We start from the raw sequence: 16,225 nt of genomic DNA, 5'->3' as shown, positions 1-16,225 counted from the left end.
CCGCGGGGAACCGCGCGACCAGCCCTCACCGGCCCCGCGGGCGGCCTGCACCGCCTCCGCCCCCCACCTGGGAAATACTGACCGGTGCTGCCCGCGGACGCGGAGCAGGCGGAAACCATCAGGTACCCGGAATCGGAAAGCAGGAGCGCTGACGTGCACGACGAGGGCGGGAACGGCGACGGCGGGAACGGCGACGGCGGCGGCGGCGGTCTCGGAGCCGGTATGCCGGCGGGCGCCATGGACCAGGCATTCCTGGCGCTGGAGCGGGAGTTGACGGTCCTGTTGCGGCGCGCCCGCGCCAAGTCCGGGGAGATGGCCCGTGCCGTCCACCCCGACCTGGAGTCCGCCGCCTACGGCCTCCTCGCCCGCCTCGACGAGGCCCACCGCCTGCGCGCCACCGAACTCGCCGCCTACATCGGAGTCGGCAAGGCCACCATGTCCCGTCAACTGCGCGCCCTGGAACACCTCGGCCTGATCGCCCGCGAACCCGACCCCGCCGACGGTCGCGCCTGGCTCGTCCACCTCACGGAGGAGGGCCGGGCCCGGTTCCGCGCCGTCCGGGACGCCCGCCGGGTCGCCTACGTACGGCAGCTCGCGGGCTGGGACCGGGACGAGGTGGCCCAACTGGCACGGCTGCTGCACCAGTTGAACCGCGGAGTGGAGGGCTGAGCGGCGCGGGCAGCCCTCGCTCCCGCGCGGACACCCCGCCCTCGGCCCCACCGCGTCACTCCCGCACGTACACCACGCTCGCGTCGTCGTGCCGCTTGGCACGGCCCAGGAACTCGCGTTCCACATCGGTGGATTCGAGCTCCCGCACGCGCCGCACCAGGCCGTGCGCCCCCACTTTGCGGACCAGGGTGAGGCAGGCCGTCCAGTCGCCCTCGCGGAACGTCTCCACCCAGCGGCTCGCGCCGTCCGTCAGGGCGAGGAGCGACCGCACCTCCGCACGGGGGACGGTGCCCGTCACCGCCCGGGCCGCCACCGCCGGATCGGCGGCCGCCGTCCAGAAGCCGCCCTCCCGGTTGCGCACGGTCGAGTCGACGATCGCGGCCGTGGCCCGGGAGGCCGGGGGCAGCAGGGACAGCCGGTCGTCCAGGACGGCCGTCACCGTGCCGTCCGGTCGTTCGAGCAGCAGGGCCGAGTCCGACAGCACCAGGTACTCCACGGCCGCCGGTGACCAGCGGGCGAGGGCCACTGTGGCCTGTGGTGTTCGCGGGTGAGAAAGGTCACAGGTTTGGACATGGGCCCGGGCGGTACGGGAGATGGCCTGTGAGAGCACGTCGGACAAGGGCGAATCCCGCTCCGAAACGGACAGTTCGGTCAGGGTGCCGCCGAGGCGGGAAGTGAACCATGCGACCGAATGTCGACAGCCGTAGCCGTCGCGCGGTGGAGTCACGCCGTCGAGGACGACGAGGGCGCCGCCCTGTCCCCCCGCGGGCAGGGCCACCGACGCGAAGTCCTCGTTGGGGCGGAGGGGGTCGCCGGGCTCCGAGACCAGTTCGGTGCGCATTCGGCCAGTCTGCACGAGCCCGCCACGGGATTCGTGCAAGGCCGGCCGCGGTCCTCGCGGGACCCGGACCCTCCCGAGGGGCCGCCGGGTTTGGCATGGAATGATCGTGAGCGGTGAGGCGCGGCGGCGAATACTGTCAAAGCGCGTCGCCGACGTCCAACCGGCCCGACGTGCGGGACATCGCCACGAGCCGGGGGAACTTGCCCGCCAACTCCCCGGGGATGTTCACTCCTTCGGGTGGCGGGACTGATGATGCGGGACCGCTGCCCACCGGCACTGGGAGGGTCGGGAGCCGTACCGGGGGGACGGCCGTATTTGACGAGTTGACGGATCGTCACCCGGGCCAATGGGTACACGAGTCAGGAATGCGAGCACCGGTGCAGAAGACGCGGCCTCGGCGCGCAGACAAGCAGGCAGCCTCGAAGGCCTCCGCGGCCTCCCCGAACCAGCAGGGGACGGCGCAGGCCCCGGCCGTCGGCACCGGGCGGAAGGCTCACGTACGCAACCGGCTCATCGTCGCCGTGGCCGTCGTGGCCGCCGCCATAGCGGGTGCCGGAGCGCCCTCCGTCCTCGCCGCGTCGGAGCAACTGCGCGACACCCAGAGCCTGGTCACCCTCGCCGGGCAGACCCAGGAGACGCTCACCCTCGCGCACGCGCTGGCCGACGAGCGCGACGAGGTCACCGCGTACATCGCCGCCGGCCGGCCCGCGTCGGCCGCGCCCAGCAAGCAGCGCGGCGACCGCGTCGACACCCAGATCGCGGAGCTGCGCGCGGACACCGGCGGCTCCTCGGTGATGCGGGAGACGATCGACAGCGCCGAGTCCATCGCCGCCGTACGGCAGGCGGCGCTCACCGGGAAGAGCAGCGCGCTGGAAGCGCACACGGCGTACACCGCCGTCGTCACCGAACTCCACGCCCTCGCCGAGGAACTGGCCGAGAAGCTGCCGCCCCGCACCGGCGGCGGCGCCCACGCGCTCGCCGAACTCGACACCGCCGTCCAGCAGGCCGCCGCCGCCCGCGGGCTGCTCGTCGCCGCGCTCAGCGTGCCGACGACCACCGAGACGGTCATCGACCCCACCACCGGGCTGCCCACCACCACGACCGGTGTCTCCGCCGCCGACGAGAAGCAGCGCGACGCCCTCACCGCCGCCGCCCAGCAGGCCCGCGTCCGCTCCGACGCGGCCCTCGCCCACTTCCGCGAGACCGCGCCCGCCGCCGGCCGCTCCTCGTACGACGCCACGGTCACCGGCCCCGAGGCCGCCGCCGCCGACACGTACCTGGCCGACCTCACCGACCAGCCCACGCTCTCCGACAGAGAGGCGGACACCGACGCCAAGAAGGTCGACGCGGCGCTCTCCGCCCGGGTCGACCTGATGCGCGGCGCCGAGTCCTCCCTGTACGACCGGCGCACCAAGGACCTCGCCCGGCTGCGCGACGAGGACGTCACCGCGCTGGAGATCCGGGTCGCCGTGCTCGGCGCCCTGATGCTCCTCGCCGTCGGCGTCGCCACCGGCATGGCCCGCTCCCTCACCCGCCCGCTCGCGGTGCTGCGCATCGGCTCCGCCCGGGTCGCCAAAGACCCGGCGAACGAGGAGCCGGTCAAGTTCACGGGTCGCAACGACGAGTTCGCCCAGGTCGTACGCTCCGTCAACGCGCTCCACGCGCACGCCCTCGCCCTGCACGAGCGGCTCGCGCCCCTGGAGGGCGACCGCAAGCACCTGATCGGCCAGCGCCAGACGATGGCCGACGACCGTGACCGGCTGCGCGCCGAACTCGCCGACGCCACCGCGCACCTGACGAAGGTCCAGCACAGCGTCCACGCGACCTTCGTCAACCTCGCGCTGCGCTCCCTCGGCCTGGTCGAACGGCAGCTCGCCGTCATCGAGTCGCTGGAGGAGCGCGAGCAGGACCCCGACCGGCTCGCCACGCTGTTCAAGCTCGACCACTTCGCGACCGTCATGCGCCGCCACAGCGAGAACCTCCTCGTCCTGGCCGGTCACGAGCACGTCCAGCACCACGCCGGCCCCGTCCCGCTCGTCGACGTCGTCCGCGCCGCGGTCAGCGAGATCGAGCGCTACGACCGCGTCCGCATCGCCGCGCTGCCGCCGGGCGCGCACGTCGCCGGTTTCGCCGCCGACGACCTCAGCCACCTCCTCGCCGAACTCCTGGAGAACGGCACGTCGTTCTCGCCGCCGGAGATGACCGTCGAGGTCTCGGGCCGGGCCACGGAGGACGGCGAGATCACCCTCTCCGTCCAGGACGGCGGCATCGGCGTCGCCCCCGACCGGCTCGCCGGGCTCAACTCCCGCCTCGGCGACTTCGACCCCGAGGCGCCCTACGAGAAGGAGGACGGCCAGGGCCTCGGACTCGGCCTCTACGTCGTCGCCCGCCTCGCCCACCGGCTCGGCACCCCCGTACGGCTCCAGCCGCACGGCTCGGGCGGCACCGTCGCGGTCGTCGTCCTGCCCAAGGCGCTGCTGGCCCCCGCGCCCGCCGTGCCCGTGGGCACCCCGGTCCCGCACACGCCCTCGCTCTCCCTGCCGGGTGCCGACGCCGAGGCCAACGCGAACGTCCTGCCCGGCCGTTCCGTCGCCGTACGCCAGCCCGAGGGCGACGGCGACCCGCTGATCGAGGCGGCCGAGGGGGCCCTGCTGGCCAGGGAGGCCGTGGGGACGGCCGCCGAAGCCGCCCAGACCGCCGGGAACGTCGTACCGGAAGACGACGAACCCGGGGCCGGCCCCCTGACCGGGGCCGAGTCCGTGTCCGAGACGACGATGGAGCTCTTCGCTCCGGTGGCCCCGGGGAAGGGCACCGACGAGGAGAGCGACGACCACATCGCCGTCGACGACACCGACGCCGACGATCCGTACACGATCGAACCCGACACCCACGAGCGGGCCGCCGACGAAGGGAACGCGGCGCGCACGGCGGAGGTGTCACGGGCCGGGACGGAGGGGCCGGGGAACGAGGAGACCCCGCGCCTCACCGACAAGGGGCTGCCCAAGCGCACGCCCAGGATCACCGCGCCCACGCCCACGGCACCCCCGCCTCGCGCCGGGGGTGTGAACGCCGACGAGCTGCGCCGTCGGCTCGGCGGGTTCCACCAGGGCGCCAAGGAGGGGCGCCGCGACGTCGAGGCGGAGATCGCCGAGCAGTCGGGTGAGACGCGGATGCCCGCGGCACGTGAGTACCGGACAGAGGCAGTTGACACCACGGGGGGCACTTCCGAGGAGGAAAGCAGTTGACCGCGCCCATGACCTTCGGACTGAGCAGTGAAGCCCGCAACCTGCACTGGCTCCTGACCAACCTCGTCGAGGAGGTGCCGGGACTGCTGTCGGTCGCGGTGGTCTCCTCCGACGGCCTGCTGCTGCTCTCCTCCGACCCCGGCAGAAACGCCGAGGCCCGCCGGATGCCGCAGGAGCGGACCCAGAGCCCCCGGGGCTCCGCCGCCGACCTGGCCACCATCGTCTCCGGCATCGGCAGCCTCACCGTCGGCGCCGCCAAGCTGATGGAGTCCGGCGGGGTCAAGCAGACGATGGTCGCGATGGACGCCGGCAGCCTCTTCGTGATGTCGATCAGCGACGGCTCGCTGCTCGGCGTGCACGGCGCCCCCGACTGCGACATGAGCGTGGTGGCGTACCACATGGCGCTCTTCGTGGGCCGCGCCGGCCATGTCCTCACCCCGGAACTCCGCAGCGAACTCCGCAAGTCCCTGGAGACCGAGGCGGCCGGGAGCCCGCGATGACCAGCGGCCAGAGCCAGGGACCGGGGCACGGGCCGGGCCAGAGAACGAACCGGACGCGCGGCCACGAACCCGGCAAGCCGAAGCGGCCGGGCACGCCGAAGGGCGCGAGGAAGCAGTCCGTGAAGCTCCCCGTGCGGGGCGGCGACCGCAAACCCGCCCGCGTACGCCCCTACTCGCTCACCGGCGGCCGTACCCGCTTCGGCCACGTCCTGCTCGTGGAGACGTTCGTCGCCGTTCTCGAAGCTCCGGCCGGGGGACCTGCCCACCTGCCGGGCGGCGGGGGAGGTTCACCCCAGTCCAAGGTGATGCCCGAGATGCGGGCCATCGTCGAACTCTGCCGCCGTATGCGGACGGTGGCGGAGATCTCCGCGCTGCTGAAGATGCCGCTCGGAGTGGTCCGCGTCCTCCTCAGCGATCTCGCGGACCAGGGAAAGATCCGTGTGTACGGAACAGGTCACGGCCCGGGACAGCCGGACCGCGCTCTGCTGGAAAGGGTGCTGAGTGGACTCCGCCGTCTCTGACGCCGCCTCGGCCGGCGTCACCCCCGACGCCCCGGTCGGCGTCACCCCGGGCGCCGACGACGACGCCCCCCGCGTCGAGGTCGACGCCGACGCTCCCCGCGTCGAGGTCGACGCCGTGCGCGCCGGGCGCGGCGCACCAGGCGTCGACGTGGTCACGCCCCCGCCCGGGGGCTACGCCCGCGCCGCGTCCCGCGGTCTCGACCGGCTCGCCGACACCGCGGCGAGCGAGGTCGGGCCGGAGACCGAGGAAGAGCTGAAACCCTGGCAGTCCGACCTCAGCCGGGCCCCCATCGCCACGAAGATCGTGGTGGCGGGCGGCTTCGGCGTCGGCAAGACCACCTTCGTCGGCGCGGTCTCGGAGATCACCCCGCTGCGCACCGAGGCGCTGATGACCGAGGCCAGCGCCGGCACGGACGATCTCTCCGCGACACCGGACAAGCTCACCACCACCGTGGCCATGGACTACGGCCGCATCACCCTCGACGACGACCTCGTCCTCTACCTGTTCGGCACGCCCGGCCAGGAGCGGTTCTGGTTCATGTGGGACGACATGGTGCGCGGCGCGATCGGCGCCGTCGTCCTCGCCGACACCCGCCGCCTCGGCGACTGCTTCCCCGCGCTCGACTACTTCGAGAGCAGCGGACTGCCCTACGTCGTCGCGGTCAACGTCTTCGACGGCAGTGTGCGCTACGAACCCGAGGACGTCCGGGACGCGTTGACCGTGCCCGCGCACGTACCTGTCATGATCATGGACGCGCGCAAGCGGGCCTCCGCGATGGAGACCCTGCTGGCGCTGTGCGGGCACGCGATATCCCTCAGCCCCGAGTAGTCCCTCCCGCAGGGAGACACACGGGACGCCACGGACGAACCAGGAGACCTGTCCGGATGCGGAAGATTCTCGTCGTCGGAGCCGGCCAGTCCGGGCTGCAGCTGGCCCTCGGCCTCCAGTCGCACGGGTACGAGGTCACCCTGATGTCCAACCGGACCCCCGACGAGATACGCGCCGGCCGGATCATGTCCACCCAGTGCATGTTCGACTCGGCACTGCGCCACGAGCGCGACCTCGACCTGAACTTCTGGGAGTCCCAGGCCCCGAGGATCGAGGGCGTCGGCGTCTCCGTCGCCGGACCCGACGGTGAGCGCGCCGTCGACTGGGTCGGCCGGCTGCGCGGGTACGCGCAGGCCGTCGACCAGCGGGTCAAGATGGCCGGCTGGCTGGAGACCTTCGCCCGGCGCGGCGGTCAGCTGGTCGTCCACGGCGCCGCGGTCTCCGACCTCGACTGGTTCTCCCGCGCCTACGACCTCGTGCTCGTCACCGCCGGCAAGGGCGAACTGGTGCGGATGTTCGCCCGCGACGCGGCCCGCTCCCCCCACTCCGAGCCGCAGCGCGCGCTCGCCGCCGTGTACGTGCACGGCCTGCGCCCCCGCCCCGAGCACCCGGAGTTCGACGCGGCGCGCTGCAACCTGGTGCCCGGCCTCGGCGAACTCATCGTCCAGCCGGTCCTCACCACCTCCGGCCGGGCCGACGCCCTGTTCTGGCTGGGCCTGCCCGGCGGTCCGCTCGACGTCTTCGACGGCGTCCGCGGCGCCGAGGAGCAGCTCGCCCTGACCCTCGACCTCATGAAGCGGTACGTCCCCTGGGAGTACGCGCGTGCCACCGGGGCCGAGGTGACCGACGCGGGAGCGGCGCTGACCGGCCGCTACACCCCCGTCGTCCGGCATCCGGTCGCACGGCTCCCCGGTGGCGTCCCGGTGCTGGGCGCCGGGGACGTCGTCGTGGCCAACGACCCGCTGACCGGGCAGGGCGCGAACTCGGCGACCAAGTGCGCGGCCGTCTACCTCGCCGCCATCCTCGACCACGGGGACGGGGAGTTCGACGAGGGGTGGATGCGGCGGACGTTCGAGCGGTTCTGGCAGGTCGCCGGGCCCGTCACCAAGTGGACCAACACGATGCTGGCGCCGCCGGCCGAGCATGTGCTGGAGCTGGTGGGTGCGGCCGAGGGGCTGCCGGTGGTGGCGGATCGTTTTGCCAATGGGTTCGACGATCCGGCGGATTTCGAAGGGTACTTCTACGAGGCGGAGAAGACCCGGGCGTATCTCTCCGAGGTCTCCGGGGGATAGCGGTCTCCCTGCGCCCCTGCGCCCCTGCGCCCTGCCGTCCCGCTCCCGTCCGCGGGTGACGCCGGGAAGGTGAGAGCAGGACCTAGGGGGACGGTGGCTTCGGGGCGTCGGGGCCGGAGGTTTTCTCCGCCTTCCTGAGGTCGGCCAGTTGGGCCGGGGTGAGGGAGGCGAGGAGTTCCTCGATCTCGTCCAGGCGGTCGGACGCGGTGTCCCGTTCCCTGCTGTGCCGTTCGGCGAGGGTGAGCTGACGGTCGAGGGCCACGCGGGCCCTGCGGGCGAGGGCGGCGGTGTCCTGTTCGCTGCCGGTCAGCCGCTCGACCGTCTCGGCGCGCTCCCGGGCGACCTGTCCGATGACATGACCCTGCTCCAGGGCCCGGTGCGGGTCGCGGGTCATCAGCAGCCGTACGTACGGGGAGAGCGCGGTGCTGCTGTTCTGGTACTGCTGCCGGGCCAGTCGGCCGGCCGCGCCCCGGCTGTTGTGCAGGGCGAGACGGGCCGTCGCGAGCCGCCGGTCGAGGCCCGCCACCACGGCCCGCTGCTTCGTCAGCTCGCGGTCGGTCGCGGTGTACGCCTCGGCGGCCTTCTCGGTCTCGCGGTACAGGCGCCGCAGATCGGTGAGGAGATCGGCGACCGGGCGCTCGCCGGGCGGTTCCGGCGCCGCCGCGACCGGAGCGGGTGCGGCGGTGAGGAGGGCGCCGGCCGTGAACGCCGTCACCGTCGCCGTGCCGACCAGACGCAGCAGCCTTGCTGACATGTCATCACCTCCCGTGCGCAGGTGGGCCGTCCACCTCGCACCGGCAGGATGGGAGGAGCCGGGGGAGGGCGCGCGCCGGGTGGACCGTTCGCCGCCCGGGTGTCACTCGTCGGTGGGGTGCGGGCGCGCGGGCGGCGTGGCGGACGGCCGAGCCGGAGAGCCCGGCCTGGACCAGGGCCACCTGGGGCGGCGGCTCGGATCGGCGTCGGGGGCGTACTCGTACTTCCACAGCTGGTGCATGAAGCCGCCCCGGCCGGCGTCGACCCTGCGGTAGACGAGCACGGTCGGCGGGCTGCCCGCCGTGCCCGGGACCGGCACCCGGTACGTCTTCGGGGGGTGCCCGGTGATGCCCAGCAGCACGGGCAGGACGCGCCCGTCGAGGGGGCCGCCCACGAAGGGGGTGTCTTGGCTCTTCACCGGACCAGTGTCACAGCAGGTGGCCAGCGTCGGCGACGACGGGGAGGATGCGGCGGGCCAGCGCGCCGACCGCGCCCGCGGAGGTCTCGGCCGTCAGGGCCTGCCGTACGGCGGTGGCGGTCTGGGGGTCGCGGCCGGCGGTCGCGGTGAGGCAGGCGACGAACTGCTCCACGAGCCAGTCGCGGAGTTCGCCGACGTCCGGCTGTTTGCCCTCGTCGAGCCAGATGAGGGAGGCGGCCTCCACGGAGGTGATCCACATCCGGACGGTCATCCGCAGCCGCAGGCCCGGTTCGGCCACCTCCAGATGCCGCAGGATGTGGTCGGCGGCGGCCCGCCGGACCCCGTCCACGATGGCCGTGGCCCGGGAGGTCTCCACGACACTGCCGCCCTGGAGGAGGGCGCTGAACCCGGTGTCGTGCTCGTCCACGAAGGTCAGATAGCGGTCGAGGGCGCGGGCCAGGCGGCTGGTGAGGGGGCCCTCGGCGGGCTCGTCGAAGCAGTGCTCCAGCTCCTCGGCGGCCGAACGCAGGGCCGCCTCGTAGAGCTGCTGCTTGCCGCCGGGGAAGTAGCGGTAGACGAGGGGGCGGGAGACACCGGCCGCCTCCGCCACGTCGTCGAGGGAGACGTCCTCCGGCGCGTGGCGCGCGAACAGCTCCAGTGCGGCGTCCAGCAGCTGGCTGCGCCGCTCTTCCACGCTGAGCCGACGGTACGCGCGGGTGGGGGCCTCGGACGTCATACCTCGCAGGGTAGTCGGGGGTGCGGGGTGTGCCGTGCGGTTCGCGTCAGGGGGTGGGGGTCGGTGCGGGGGCGGGTGCGGGACCGGTGGGGGCTTCTCGCGCAGTTCCCCGCGCCCCTGAGAAGCAGGGGCTGCGCCGCGAGCCTTTCTGGCCCGCAGCCCGAGCTTTTCAGGCTCGCGGGGCCTGGGCTTTTCAGGCTCGCGGGGCCTGGGCTTTCATGGGTGCGGGGAACTGCGCGAGAAGCCCCGCTCACCCGCACCCGCCCACGTACCGAAACCCTCACCCCCGCCGCACCCGTCCGGAAATGGCTACGCCAGCAACCCCGACGACCGCCACATCCGCCGCCCCACCCCCTGGAGGACCCCGATGTCGTCCAGGAAGTCGGTCAACCGCTTCGCCCCGGTCTGCATGATGTCCCGCCGATGCGCACTCGCCCGCACCTGCGCGAGCGCCTCCCGCCGGTCGAGGCCGACGTTCGTGTAGACCTCCGGGTTGATGAACGCCACCGCGAAGACGCGGGCGAACTCCCCGGAGGTGACCCGCGTGAAGCTCCGGGACAGCCGCGGAGCGGTCACCATCTGGCGCCGTAGCTCCTCGCGGGCGTAGCGCACGTGCCGGGCCTCCTCGACGACATGGATCCGGGTGACGCCCCGGACGAGCGGCTGGACGCGCTCGTCCGGGAAGGTCAGCCGCTGCATCCAGTCGAGGATCTCCTCACCGAGGAGGGTGGAGGTGAAGGACCCCGGGGTCGTCGAGATCGTCTTGAAGAGGCGGCCCAGATTGTGGTGCAGCCGGCTCACCGGGTAGTACGGGGTGCCGCCCTTGCTGATCAGCCGGGCGAACATCTTCGAGTGCCGGCACTCGTCCTCGATCTCCGTCAGCGCGTAGCGGACGTGCGCGCTGGTCGCGGCCTTGTCGTAGATGTGCCGGACGAGCAGCTGCATGAGGATGATCTCGAACCAGATGCCGAGGGAGGCCAGCGCCGCCGCCTCGTGCTGGGACAGCGCGATCCGCTGCTCCTCGGACATCCTCCGCCACATCGGCGTCCCGTACAGGGACACCAGCTCCGGCGGCCAGAACCACTTCCCCTCCTCGAAGGGGGCGTCCCAGTCCAGCTCCTTGTCCGGGTCGAAGGAGTGCTTCGCGGAGGACACGAGCAGCCGCTCGGCCACCTGTTCCCGGTCCTTGAGGAGCCCGAGCGCGTCGCGCAGCACCTCCGCCTCCGACACCGGGTTCGTCGTGTTCACCGAGGGCACCGTGGTCATGGCTGTCGCAGCTCCTCGTACGGAAGTTCGTACCGTTACCGGCGGTCATCGCTTATGAGACTACTTGTCAGCAAGGCCGTCAATCCTTTGCGCGCCACTTGTCGGGACCGGGCCGGCCCGCCCGTGCGCGACGGCGGCCGGTTCCCCGCCGGGACGGCAGGTGCAGTAGCGTGCTGGCGTGTCCATGCCTCCACCGCAGTCCCAGCCGCAGCCCCAGCCGTACGGTCAGCAGCCCCAGCACCCCGGCCCGTACGGCCAGCCGTACCCGCCGCAGCCGCAGCCGTACGGTCAGCAGCCGTACGGTCAGCCGTACCCGCCGCAGCAGCCCGGTCCGCCGCAGCCCCAGGGATGGCAGCCCCCGCCGCCGCCGAAGCGCCGTGTGGGTCTGGTCCTCGGGATCGTCGGCGGGGTCGTGGCGCTCATGGTGGTCGTCGCGGTGGGGCTGTGGGTCGTCGGTACGCAGAGCACGAGCGGGTTCCCCGAGGCCGAGTACAAGCTGGCGCTGCCCGAGACCGTCCTGGACGACGAGTACAAGCTGGCCCAGGACCTCTCCGACTCCTCGGGGCAGCAGGTGGCCGAGGAGGCGGAGGGTGCCTGGGACGCCCGGGACGTCAAGGCCGCCGTCGGGCAGTACACCGCGGCGGACGGGGCCCAGGGGGCCCTGATCGTCTCGGGCATGTACGGCCGGTTCAAGAACACCGACGCCGCCCGCGACAACATGCTGAAGGGCGCGGCCGAGGTCGACTCGATCACGGTCGTCGTGCAGCCCGAGGACTTCACCCCCGGCGACTCGGGCCTCACCGTCAGCTGCCAGGTGGTCACCCAGAAGCAGTCCGGCAGCGAGATCACGTACCCGATGTGCGCCTGGGCCGACGGCAACACCGGTGCCTCCGTCGCGGAACTCAGCGCGGCGAGCGTCGGGCAGGACCCCTCGAAGGTGGACGTCGAAGCCTTCGCGGAGCGGACCCTCAAGGTCCGCTCCGAGATCCGGCAGCGGATCAACTGACGGCAGGGGATCAACTGGCGACAGCGGACGACTGGCGGCAGCGGATCGACCGACGGCGGCCGATCGGCCGACCGCGGCGGATCAGCCGACGGAGGCGTCCGGCAGGAGCGGCGCCGCCGGTCCGGCCGGGAACGACGTGCGCAGGGTGAAGGCGTACGGCGTGGGTCCGTGGGCGCGGAGGTGGAGGAGCCGTTCCTCCGCCTCGGCCACGGTGGGGCGGTGACCGGCCGGTACCCACCACAGGGTGGCCATCGCCTCGGCCACCTGCTCGAACCACTCCCGCCTGCGGGACAGCAGCTCCCGGTGCTGCCCCTGGTACATGAAGGCGGTCAGGGTGTCGGTGTCCCGCCACACCGACATGTTGATGATCAGCCACTCGTCGCCGAGGACGGGCACGTCCGTGGCGTTGCCGGAGTCGCTCTGCAGGCGCCAGACGAAGCCGGCGGAGGAGTCGGCGACCGCGTTCACGGGATCGAGCCCGTCCACGAAGTCCTTCAACCGCGGTGAGTCCAGCGGGGCTTTGAGGCGGGCGATGTTGACCTGGGCGAGTTCGTACGGGGCGGTCGTCATGGGCGCACGATAGGTGGGGCGGCCCTGCCCGTCACACTCCTTTTCCCGGCCCCGAACGGTCCCCACCCCCGACGGCTTTGCGGCGTCCCCGTAGAGGCTGCCGTCGCCGTTTGTCGCCGTTTGTCGCCGTGTGCCGTCGGCTGCTGTCGGTCGCCGTCGTCAGCCGGAGCCCCCGAGCACCGCCCGCATCACCTCCCGCGCGATCGGCGCCGCGTCCCCGCCCCCGCTGATCTCCCCCCGTACGGCCTCCGCGTCCTCCACCACCACCGCCACGGCCACCTCGGGTTCGAGCGCGTCGTCGGACTGGGCCCAGCCGATGAACCAGGCGAAGGGGGTGCCGGAGTTGCCGATGCCGTGCTGGGCAGTGCCGGTCTTGCCGCCGACGGTGGCACGGCGCAGGGCGGCGTTGGCGCCGGTGCCGTCCTCGACGACCCCCCGCATGAGGTCCCGCAACTGCCGCGCGGTGCCCGGATCCATCGCGCGCCGGAGGGTGCGCGGGCCCGGCCCGGCGACCGTGCGCCCGTCCGCCGTGGTGGTGCGCTCGACGAGGTACGGCGACGGCACCGAGCCCCCGTTGGCGACGGCCGCCGTGACGAGGGCCATCTGCAGCGGGGTGGCCCGGGTGTCGTACTGCCCGATGGAGGAGAGCGCGAGCTGGGCCCGGTCCATCTCGGTGTCGAAGTTGCTGGGCGCGACCCGGAACGGGATGCGCACGCCCGCGTTGTCGAAGCCGAAGGCGCGTGCCGTGTCCGTCATGGAGCCGAGACCGACGTCCACGCCCAGCTTCGCGAAGACCGTGTTGCAGGACCACTCGAAGGCGTAGCGCAGGGAGGCGTTCTCGCAGCCCTCGACCTCGTTGGAGAGGGACGTCGTGGTGCCCGGCAGGGTGTACGGGGCGGGGGAGCGGGTGGGGGCGTCGACGTCCGTGACCACCCCGGTGTCCAGCGCGGCGGCGGCCGTCACCACCTTGAACGTCGAACCGGGCGGATAGGTCTGCCGCACGGCCCGGTTGAGCATCGGCCTGCTCGCGTCCCCGTTGAGCCGTGTCCACGCCGCGGTCACCTCGGGGCCGTTGCCGGAGAGCACTCCGGGGTCGTACGAGGGGCGCGAGACCAGTGCCAGGACGCGCCCGGTGGCCGGTTCGAGCGCGGCGACCGCGCCCCGGCGCGCGCCGAGTCCGCGGTACGCCGCCCGCTGGGCCGCGTCCCGCAGGGTGGTGACGACCTCGCCGCCGGCGTTCTGGTCGCGGGTGATGTCGTTCCACAGGGGGAGGAAGGAGAGCAGCGGGTCGCTGCCGTCCAGGAGGGAGTCCTCCGCGTCCTCCAGGAAGGTCGTGCCGTACACCTGCGAGGCGAAGCCCGTGACCGGCGCGTACAACGGGCCGTCCCTGTACGTCCGTTCGAAGCGGAGCTGCTCGCCCGTGTCCTTCGAGCCGGTGACCGGGCGCCCCTCGACCACGATGTCCCCGCGCGGCTGGCTCCACCGGGCGATCACCGGGCGGCGGTTGGCGGGACTGTCGTCGTAGGCCCGGGACTGGAAGACCTGGACGCGGGTGGCGTTGACGAGGAGCGCGACCAGCAGCAGGGCGCAGAGGGCGGCGGCGCGGCGGATGTAGGTGGTCATGCGCTCCGGACCTCCGGGCCGGCGCTCGGGCTCGGAGGGACGGGCCCGGTGTCGGCCTGCCTCCTGGCCGAGTCGCTCATCCGGATCAGCAGGGCCACGATGATCCAGTTGGTGACGACGGAGGAGCCGCCCTGGGCGAGGAAGGGCATCGGCATGCCGGTGAGGGGGATGAGGCCGGTGACACCGCCCGCGATCACGAAGACCTGCAGCGCGATGATCGAGGCGAGACCGCTGGCCAGGAGACGGCCGAACGGGTCGCGCAGGGCGAGGCCGGTGCGGAAGCCGCGCTCCACCAGCAGGGCGTAGAGCAGGAAGATCGCGGCGAGGCCGGCCAGTCCCAGTTCCTCGCCCGCGGTGGCCAGGATGAAGTCGGACTTGGCGGCGAAGCCGATCAGGACGGAGTGGCCGAGGCCGAGGCCGGTGCCGAGCACCCCGCCTGCCGCGAACGAGAAGAGGGACTGGGCGAGTTGGCCCGCACCCTGGCCCGCCTCGATCGACGCGAAGGGGTGCAGCCAGTCCTCGACCCGGCTGTGCACGTGCGGTTCGAGCCAGCCGACGGCCACCGCGCCCACGCCCGCCAGCAGCAGCCCCACCGCGATCCAGCCGGTGCGGCCCGTGGCCACGTACAGCATGATCACGAACAGGCCGAAGAACAGCAGTGAGGTGCCCAGGTCCCGTTCGAGGACCAGCACGCCGACGCTCAGCAGCCAGATGGTGACGATCGGGCCGAGGACCCGCCCGGTGGGCAGCTGGAGGCGCTTGAAGCGCCAGATCTGACGCCCGGCGTACGCCAGCGCGTTGCGGTTCGCCGCGAGATAGCCGGCGAAGAACAGCGCGAGCAGCACCTTCGCGAACTCGCCCGGCTGGAGGGAGAACCCCGCGATCCGCACCCAGATCCGGGCCCCGTTGACCGGCGGGAAGAGGATCGGCAGCGCCAGCAGGGCGAGCGCGGTCACCACCGAGACGTACGCGTACCGCGCCAGAACGCGGTGGTCGCGCAGCAGGGCCACGACCGTGATGAACAGCGCCATCCCCAGTGTCGACCAGTTCAGCTGCGCGGGCGCCGCCTGGTCGGCCGGGGTCTCCAGGTCCAGCCGGTGGATCAGCACCAGGCCCAGGCCGTTGAGGAGCACCGCGATCGGCAGCAGCAGCGGATCGGCGTACGGCGCCCGCACCCGCACCACCAGATGGGTCAGCAGCGCGAGCACGCCGAGCCCGGCGCCGTAGTCGCCGGCGCCGGGCGGGACGGTGCCGTTCTTCGCCAGACCGACGGCGCAGTAGCCGGACACGGAGAGCAGGACGGCCACGACGGTGAGGGTGAACTCGACGCCTCGGCGCCGTAGCAGGCGTACGGCGGGCGGGGACGGGTCCGAGGGACCCGCCGCCAGGGTCGTTCCGGCCTTGGTGGTCATGCCCGGAACTTACCTAAATGGGATGCCTTGCGGGTCTTGTCGCTCAGGCGCACGTGCGTGGCGTTTTGAACGCGTCGATGTAGCGGGCCGAGCCCCAGGCCCAGGTGCCGTCGACGAGCAGGTACCACTGCCGAGTGCCGTTGACGCTCTGGCCGTCGGCCCGGCAGTAGATCTTGACGATCTCGCCGTAGGGCGCGACCCGGACGACCGCGCCGCCGCGGGTCGGCGCGCTGCGCAGGATCAGGCCGGTACGGGCGATGACCTCGCCCTTGACGATCTGCTTGCTCGTGCGGGGGTCCTCCTGTCCGGCGCCGGCGGCGGGAGTCGTGGCCGCGAACGCCACGAGAGCGCCACCGGCAGCCGCTATACCGAACCGCATGAGCAGAATCCGCAGGGACATCTGATGCTCCTCCAGGAAAATGGGGCGAGTCTGACTATTCGCCACGTTAGGAGCAGGGCGGGCGGGGCGCCTTTCGCGATGGGCCATCAGGGAAACGCTGTTCTCTCGGGGGAGCGGGGCCGGGTCCGATGTGCCCCCAGCCCC

General features: G+C 72.8%; 16 protein-coding genes. 7 read left to right on the top strand and 9 right to left on the bottom strand.

Features of this window, described 5'->3' with window-relative positions; translation table 11 throughout:
* Positions 1–153 precede the first annotated feature (153 nt).
* A complete protein-coding gene (locus ACZ6BB_RS10125; RefSeq protein WP_471614832.1) occupies positions 154–669 on the top strand; it encodes a MarR family winged helix-turn-helix transcriptional regulator in 516 nt (171 codons plus the stop codon).
* Positions 670–724: 55 nt separating this feature from the next.
* On the opposite strand, the gene ACZ6BB_RS10120 is transcribed toward ACZ6BB_RS10125, so the two are convergent.
* Positions 725–1,510, bottom strand: coding sequence for a protein phosphatase 2C domain-containing protein (locus tag ACZ6BB_RS10120; protein WP_471614831.1), 786 nt, complete (start codon positions 1,508–1,510; stop codon positions 725–727).
* 377 nt (positions 1,511–1,887) lie between these two features.
* Between ACZ6BB_RS10120 and ACZ6BB_RS10115 the strand changes: the two genes are divergently transcribed.
* The 5 genes from ACZ6BB_RS10115 to ACZ6BB_RS10095 all read left to right on the top strand — a co-directional run bounded on the left by ACZ6BB_RS10115 (position 1,888) and on the right by ACZ6BB_RS10095 (position 7,897).
* Positions 1,888–4,755 carry a sensor histidine kinase gene (locus ACZ6BB_RS10115; protein WP_471614830.1) on the top strand — a complete coding sequence of 956 codons (2,868 nt, stop codon included), beginning with the start codon at positions 1,888–1,890 and terminating at the stop codon, positions 4,753–4,755.
* Entirely contained in the window at positions 4,752–5,255 is a 504-nt protein-coding gene (locus tag ACZ6BB_RS10110; protein WP_471614829.1) for a roadblock/LC7 domain-containing protein, read from the top strand. Before ACZ6BB_RS10115 ends, ACZ6BB_RS10110 begins: the two co-directional genes overlap by 4 nt.
* Positions 5,252–5,776, top strand: coding sequence for a DUF742 domain-containing protein (locus ACZ6BB_RS10105; RefSeq protein ID WP_471614828.1), 525 nt, complete (start codon positions 5,252–5,254; stop codon positions 5,774–5,776). The genes ACZ6BB_RS10110 and ACZ6BB_RS10105 overlap by 4 nt, the downstream gene beginning before the upstream one ends.
* Positions 5,777–6,029: 253 nt before the next feature.
* Entirely contained in the window at positions 6,030–6,605 is a 576-nt protein-coding gene (locus ACZ6BB_RS10100; protein ID WP_471615300.1) for a GTP-binding protein, read from the top strand.
* A 56-nt stretch (positions 6,606–6,661) separates the two neighbouring features.
* Positions 6,662–7,897, top strand: coding sequence for a styrene monooxygenase/indole monooxygenase family protein (locus tag ACZ6BB_RS10095; RefSeq protein WP_471614827.1), 1,236 nt, complete (start codon positions 6,662–6,664; stop codon positions 7,895–7,897).
* 82 nt (positions 7,898–7,979) lie between these two features.
* On the opposite strand, the gene ACZ6BB_RS10090 is transcribed toward ACZ6BB_RS10095, so the two are convergent.
* The 4 genes from ACZ6BB_RS10090 to ACZ6BB_RS10075 form a co-directional block, all read right to left on the bottom strand.
* A complete protein-coding gene (locus tag ACZ6BB_RS10090; RefSeq protein WP_471614826.1) occupies positions 7,980–8,651 on the bottom strand; it encodes a coiled-coil domain-containing protein in 672 nt (223 codons plus the stop codon).
* A 102-nt stretch (positions 8,652–8,753) separates the two neighbouring features.
* Positions 8,754–9,068, bottom strand: coding sequence for a hypothetical protein (locus ACZ6BB_RS10085; RefSeq protein ID WP_471614825.1), 315 nt, complete (start codon positions 9,066–9,068; stop codon positions 8,754–8,756).
* Between the two features lie 10 nt (positions 9,069–9,078).
* Complete coding sequence (locus ACZ6BB_RS10080) at positions 9,079–9,804, bottom strand: TetR/AcrR family transcriptional regulator (RefSeq protein WP_471614824.1); 726 nt, start codon at positions 9,802–9,804, stop codon at positions 9,079–9,081.
* 309 nt (positions 9,805–10,113) lie between these two features.
* Positions 10,114–11,070 (bottom strand): AurF N-oxygenase family protein, encoded by a 957-nt coding sequence (locus tag ACZ6BB_RS10075; RefSeq protein WP_471614823.1) that lies wholly within the window; start codon positions 11,068–11,070, stop codon positions 10,114–10,116.
* A 184-nt stretch (positions 11,071–11,254) separates the two neighbouring features.
* On the opposite strand from ACZ6BB_RS10075, the gene ACZ6BB_RS10070 reads away from it, so the two are divergent.
* On the top strand, positions 11,255–12,076 hold the full coding sequence (locus tag ACZ6BB_RS10070; RefSeq protein WP_471615299.1) for a hypothetical protein: 822 nt from the start codon (positions 11,255–11,257) through the stop codon (positions 12,074–12,076).
* 81 nt (positions 12,077–12,157) lie between these two features.
* On the opposite strand, the gene ACZ6BB_RS10065 is transcribed toward ACZ6BB_RS10070, so the two are convergent.
* From ACZ6BB_RS10065 to ACZ6BB_RS10050, 4 genes are all read right to left on the bottom strand, one after another.
* Positions 12,158–12,646, bottom strand: a complete 489-nt coding sequence (locus ACZ6BB_RS10065; protein WP_471614822.1) for a DUF3291 domain-containing protein — start codon at positions 12,644–12,646, stop codon at positions 12,158–12,160.
* A gap of 159 nt (positions 12,647–12,805) precedes the next feature.
* On the bottom strand, positions 12,806–14,269 hold the full coding sequence (locus ACZ6BB_RS10060) for a penicillin-binding transpeptidase domain-containing protein (RefSeq protein ID WP_471614821.1): 1,464 nt from the start codon (positions 14,267–14,269) through the stop codon (positions 12,806–12,808).
* Complete coding sequence (locus ACZ6BB_RS10055) at positions 14,266–15,681, bottom strand: FtsW/RodA/SpoVE family cell cycle protein (protein WP_471614820.1); 1,416 nt, start codon at positions 15,679–15,681, stop codon at positions 14,266–14,268. The genes ACZ6BB_RS10060 and ACZ6BB_RS10055 overlap by 4 nt, the downstream gene beginning before the upstream one ends.
* Positions 15,682–15,724: 43 nt before the next feature.
* Entirely contained in the window at positions 15,725–16,081 is a 357-nt protein-coding gene (locus ACZ6BB_RS10050; RefSeq protein ID WP_471614819.1) for an SH3 domain-containing protein, read from the bottom strand.
* Positions 16,082–16,225 lie beyond the last annotated feature (144 nt).

This window comes from Streptomyces sp. NPDC041108 (assembly GCF_055592645.1).
This window is presented reverse-complemented; position numbering and strand designations above follow the sequence as displayed.

Bases quoted from the DNA above. Each gene is read 5' to 3' on its own strand.
- ACZ6BB_RS10120 (WP_471614831.1), bottom strand. From the start codon at position 1,510: ATGCGCACCGAACTGGTCTCGGAGCCCGGCGACCCCCTCCGCCCCAAC.
- ACZ6BB_RS10105 (WP_471614828.1), top strand. From the start codon at position 5,252: ATGACCAGCGGCCAGAGCCAGGGACCGGGGCACGGGCCGGGCCAGAGA.
- ACZ6BB_RS10095 (WP_471614827.1), top strand. From the start codon at position 6,662: ATGCGGAAGATTCTCGTCGTCGGAGCCGGCCAGTCCGGGCTGCAGCTG.
- ACZ6BB_RS10090 (WP_471614826.1), bottom strand. From the start codon at position 8,651: ATGTCAGCAAGGCTGCTGCGTCTGGTCGGCACGGCGACGGTGACGGCG.
- ACZ6BB_RS10080 (WP_471614824.1), bottom strand. From the start codon at position 9,804: ATGACGTCCGAGGCCCCCACCCGCGCGTACCGTCGGCTCAGCGTGGAA.
- ACZ6BB_RS10075 (WP_471614823.1), bottom strand. From the start codon at position 11,070: ATGACCACGGTGCCCTCGGTGAACACGACGAACCCGGTGTCGGAGGCG.
- ACZ6BB_RS10070 (WP_471615299.1), top strand. From the start codon at position 11,255: ATGCCTCCACCGCAGTCCCAGCCGCAGCCCCAGCCGTACGGTCAGCAG.
- ACZ6BB_RS10065 (WP_471614822.1), bottom strand. From the start codon at position 12,646: ATGACGACCGCCCCGTACGAACTCGCCCAGGTCAACATCGCCCGCCTC.
- ACZ6BB_RS10060 (WP_471614821.1), bottom strand. From the start codon at position 14,269: ATGACCACCTACATCCGCCGCGCCGCCGCCCTCTGCGCCCTGCTGCTG.
- ACZ6BB_RS10055 (WP_471614820.1), bottom strand. From the start codon at position 15,681: ATGACCACCAAGGCCGGAACGACCCTGGCGGCGGGTCCCTCGGACCCG.
- ACZ6BB_RS10050 (WP_471614819.1), bottom strand. From the start codon at position 16,081: ATGTCCCTGCGGATTCTGCTCATGCGGTTCGGTATAGCGGCTGCCGGT.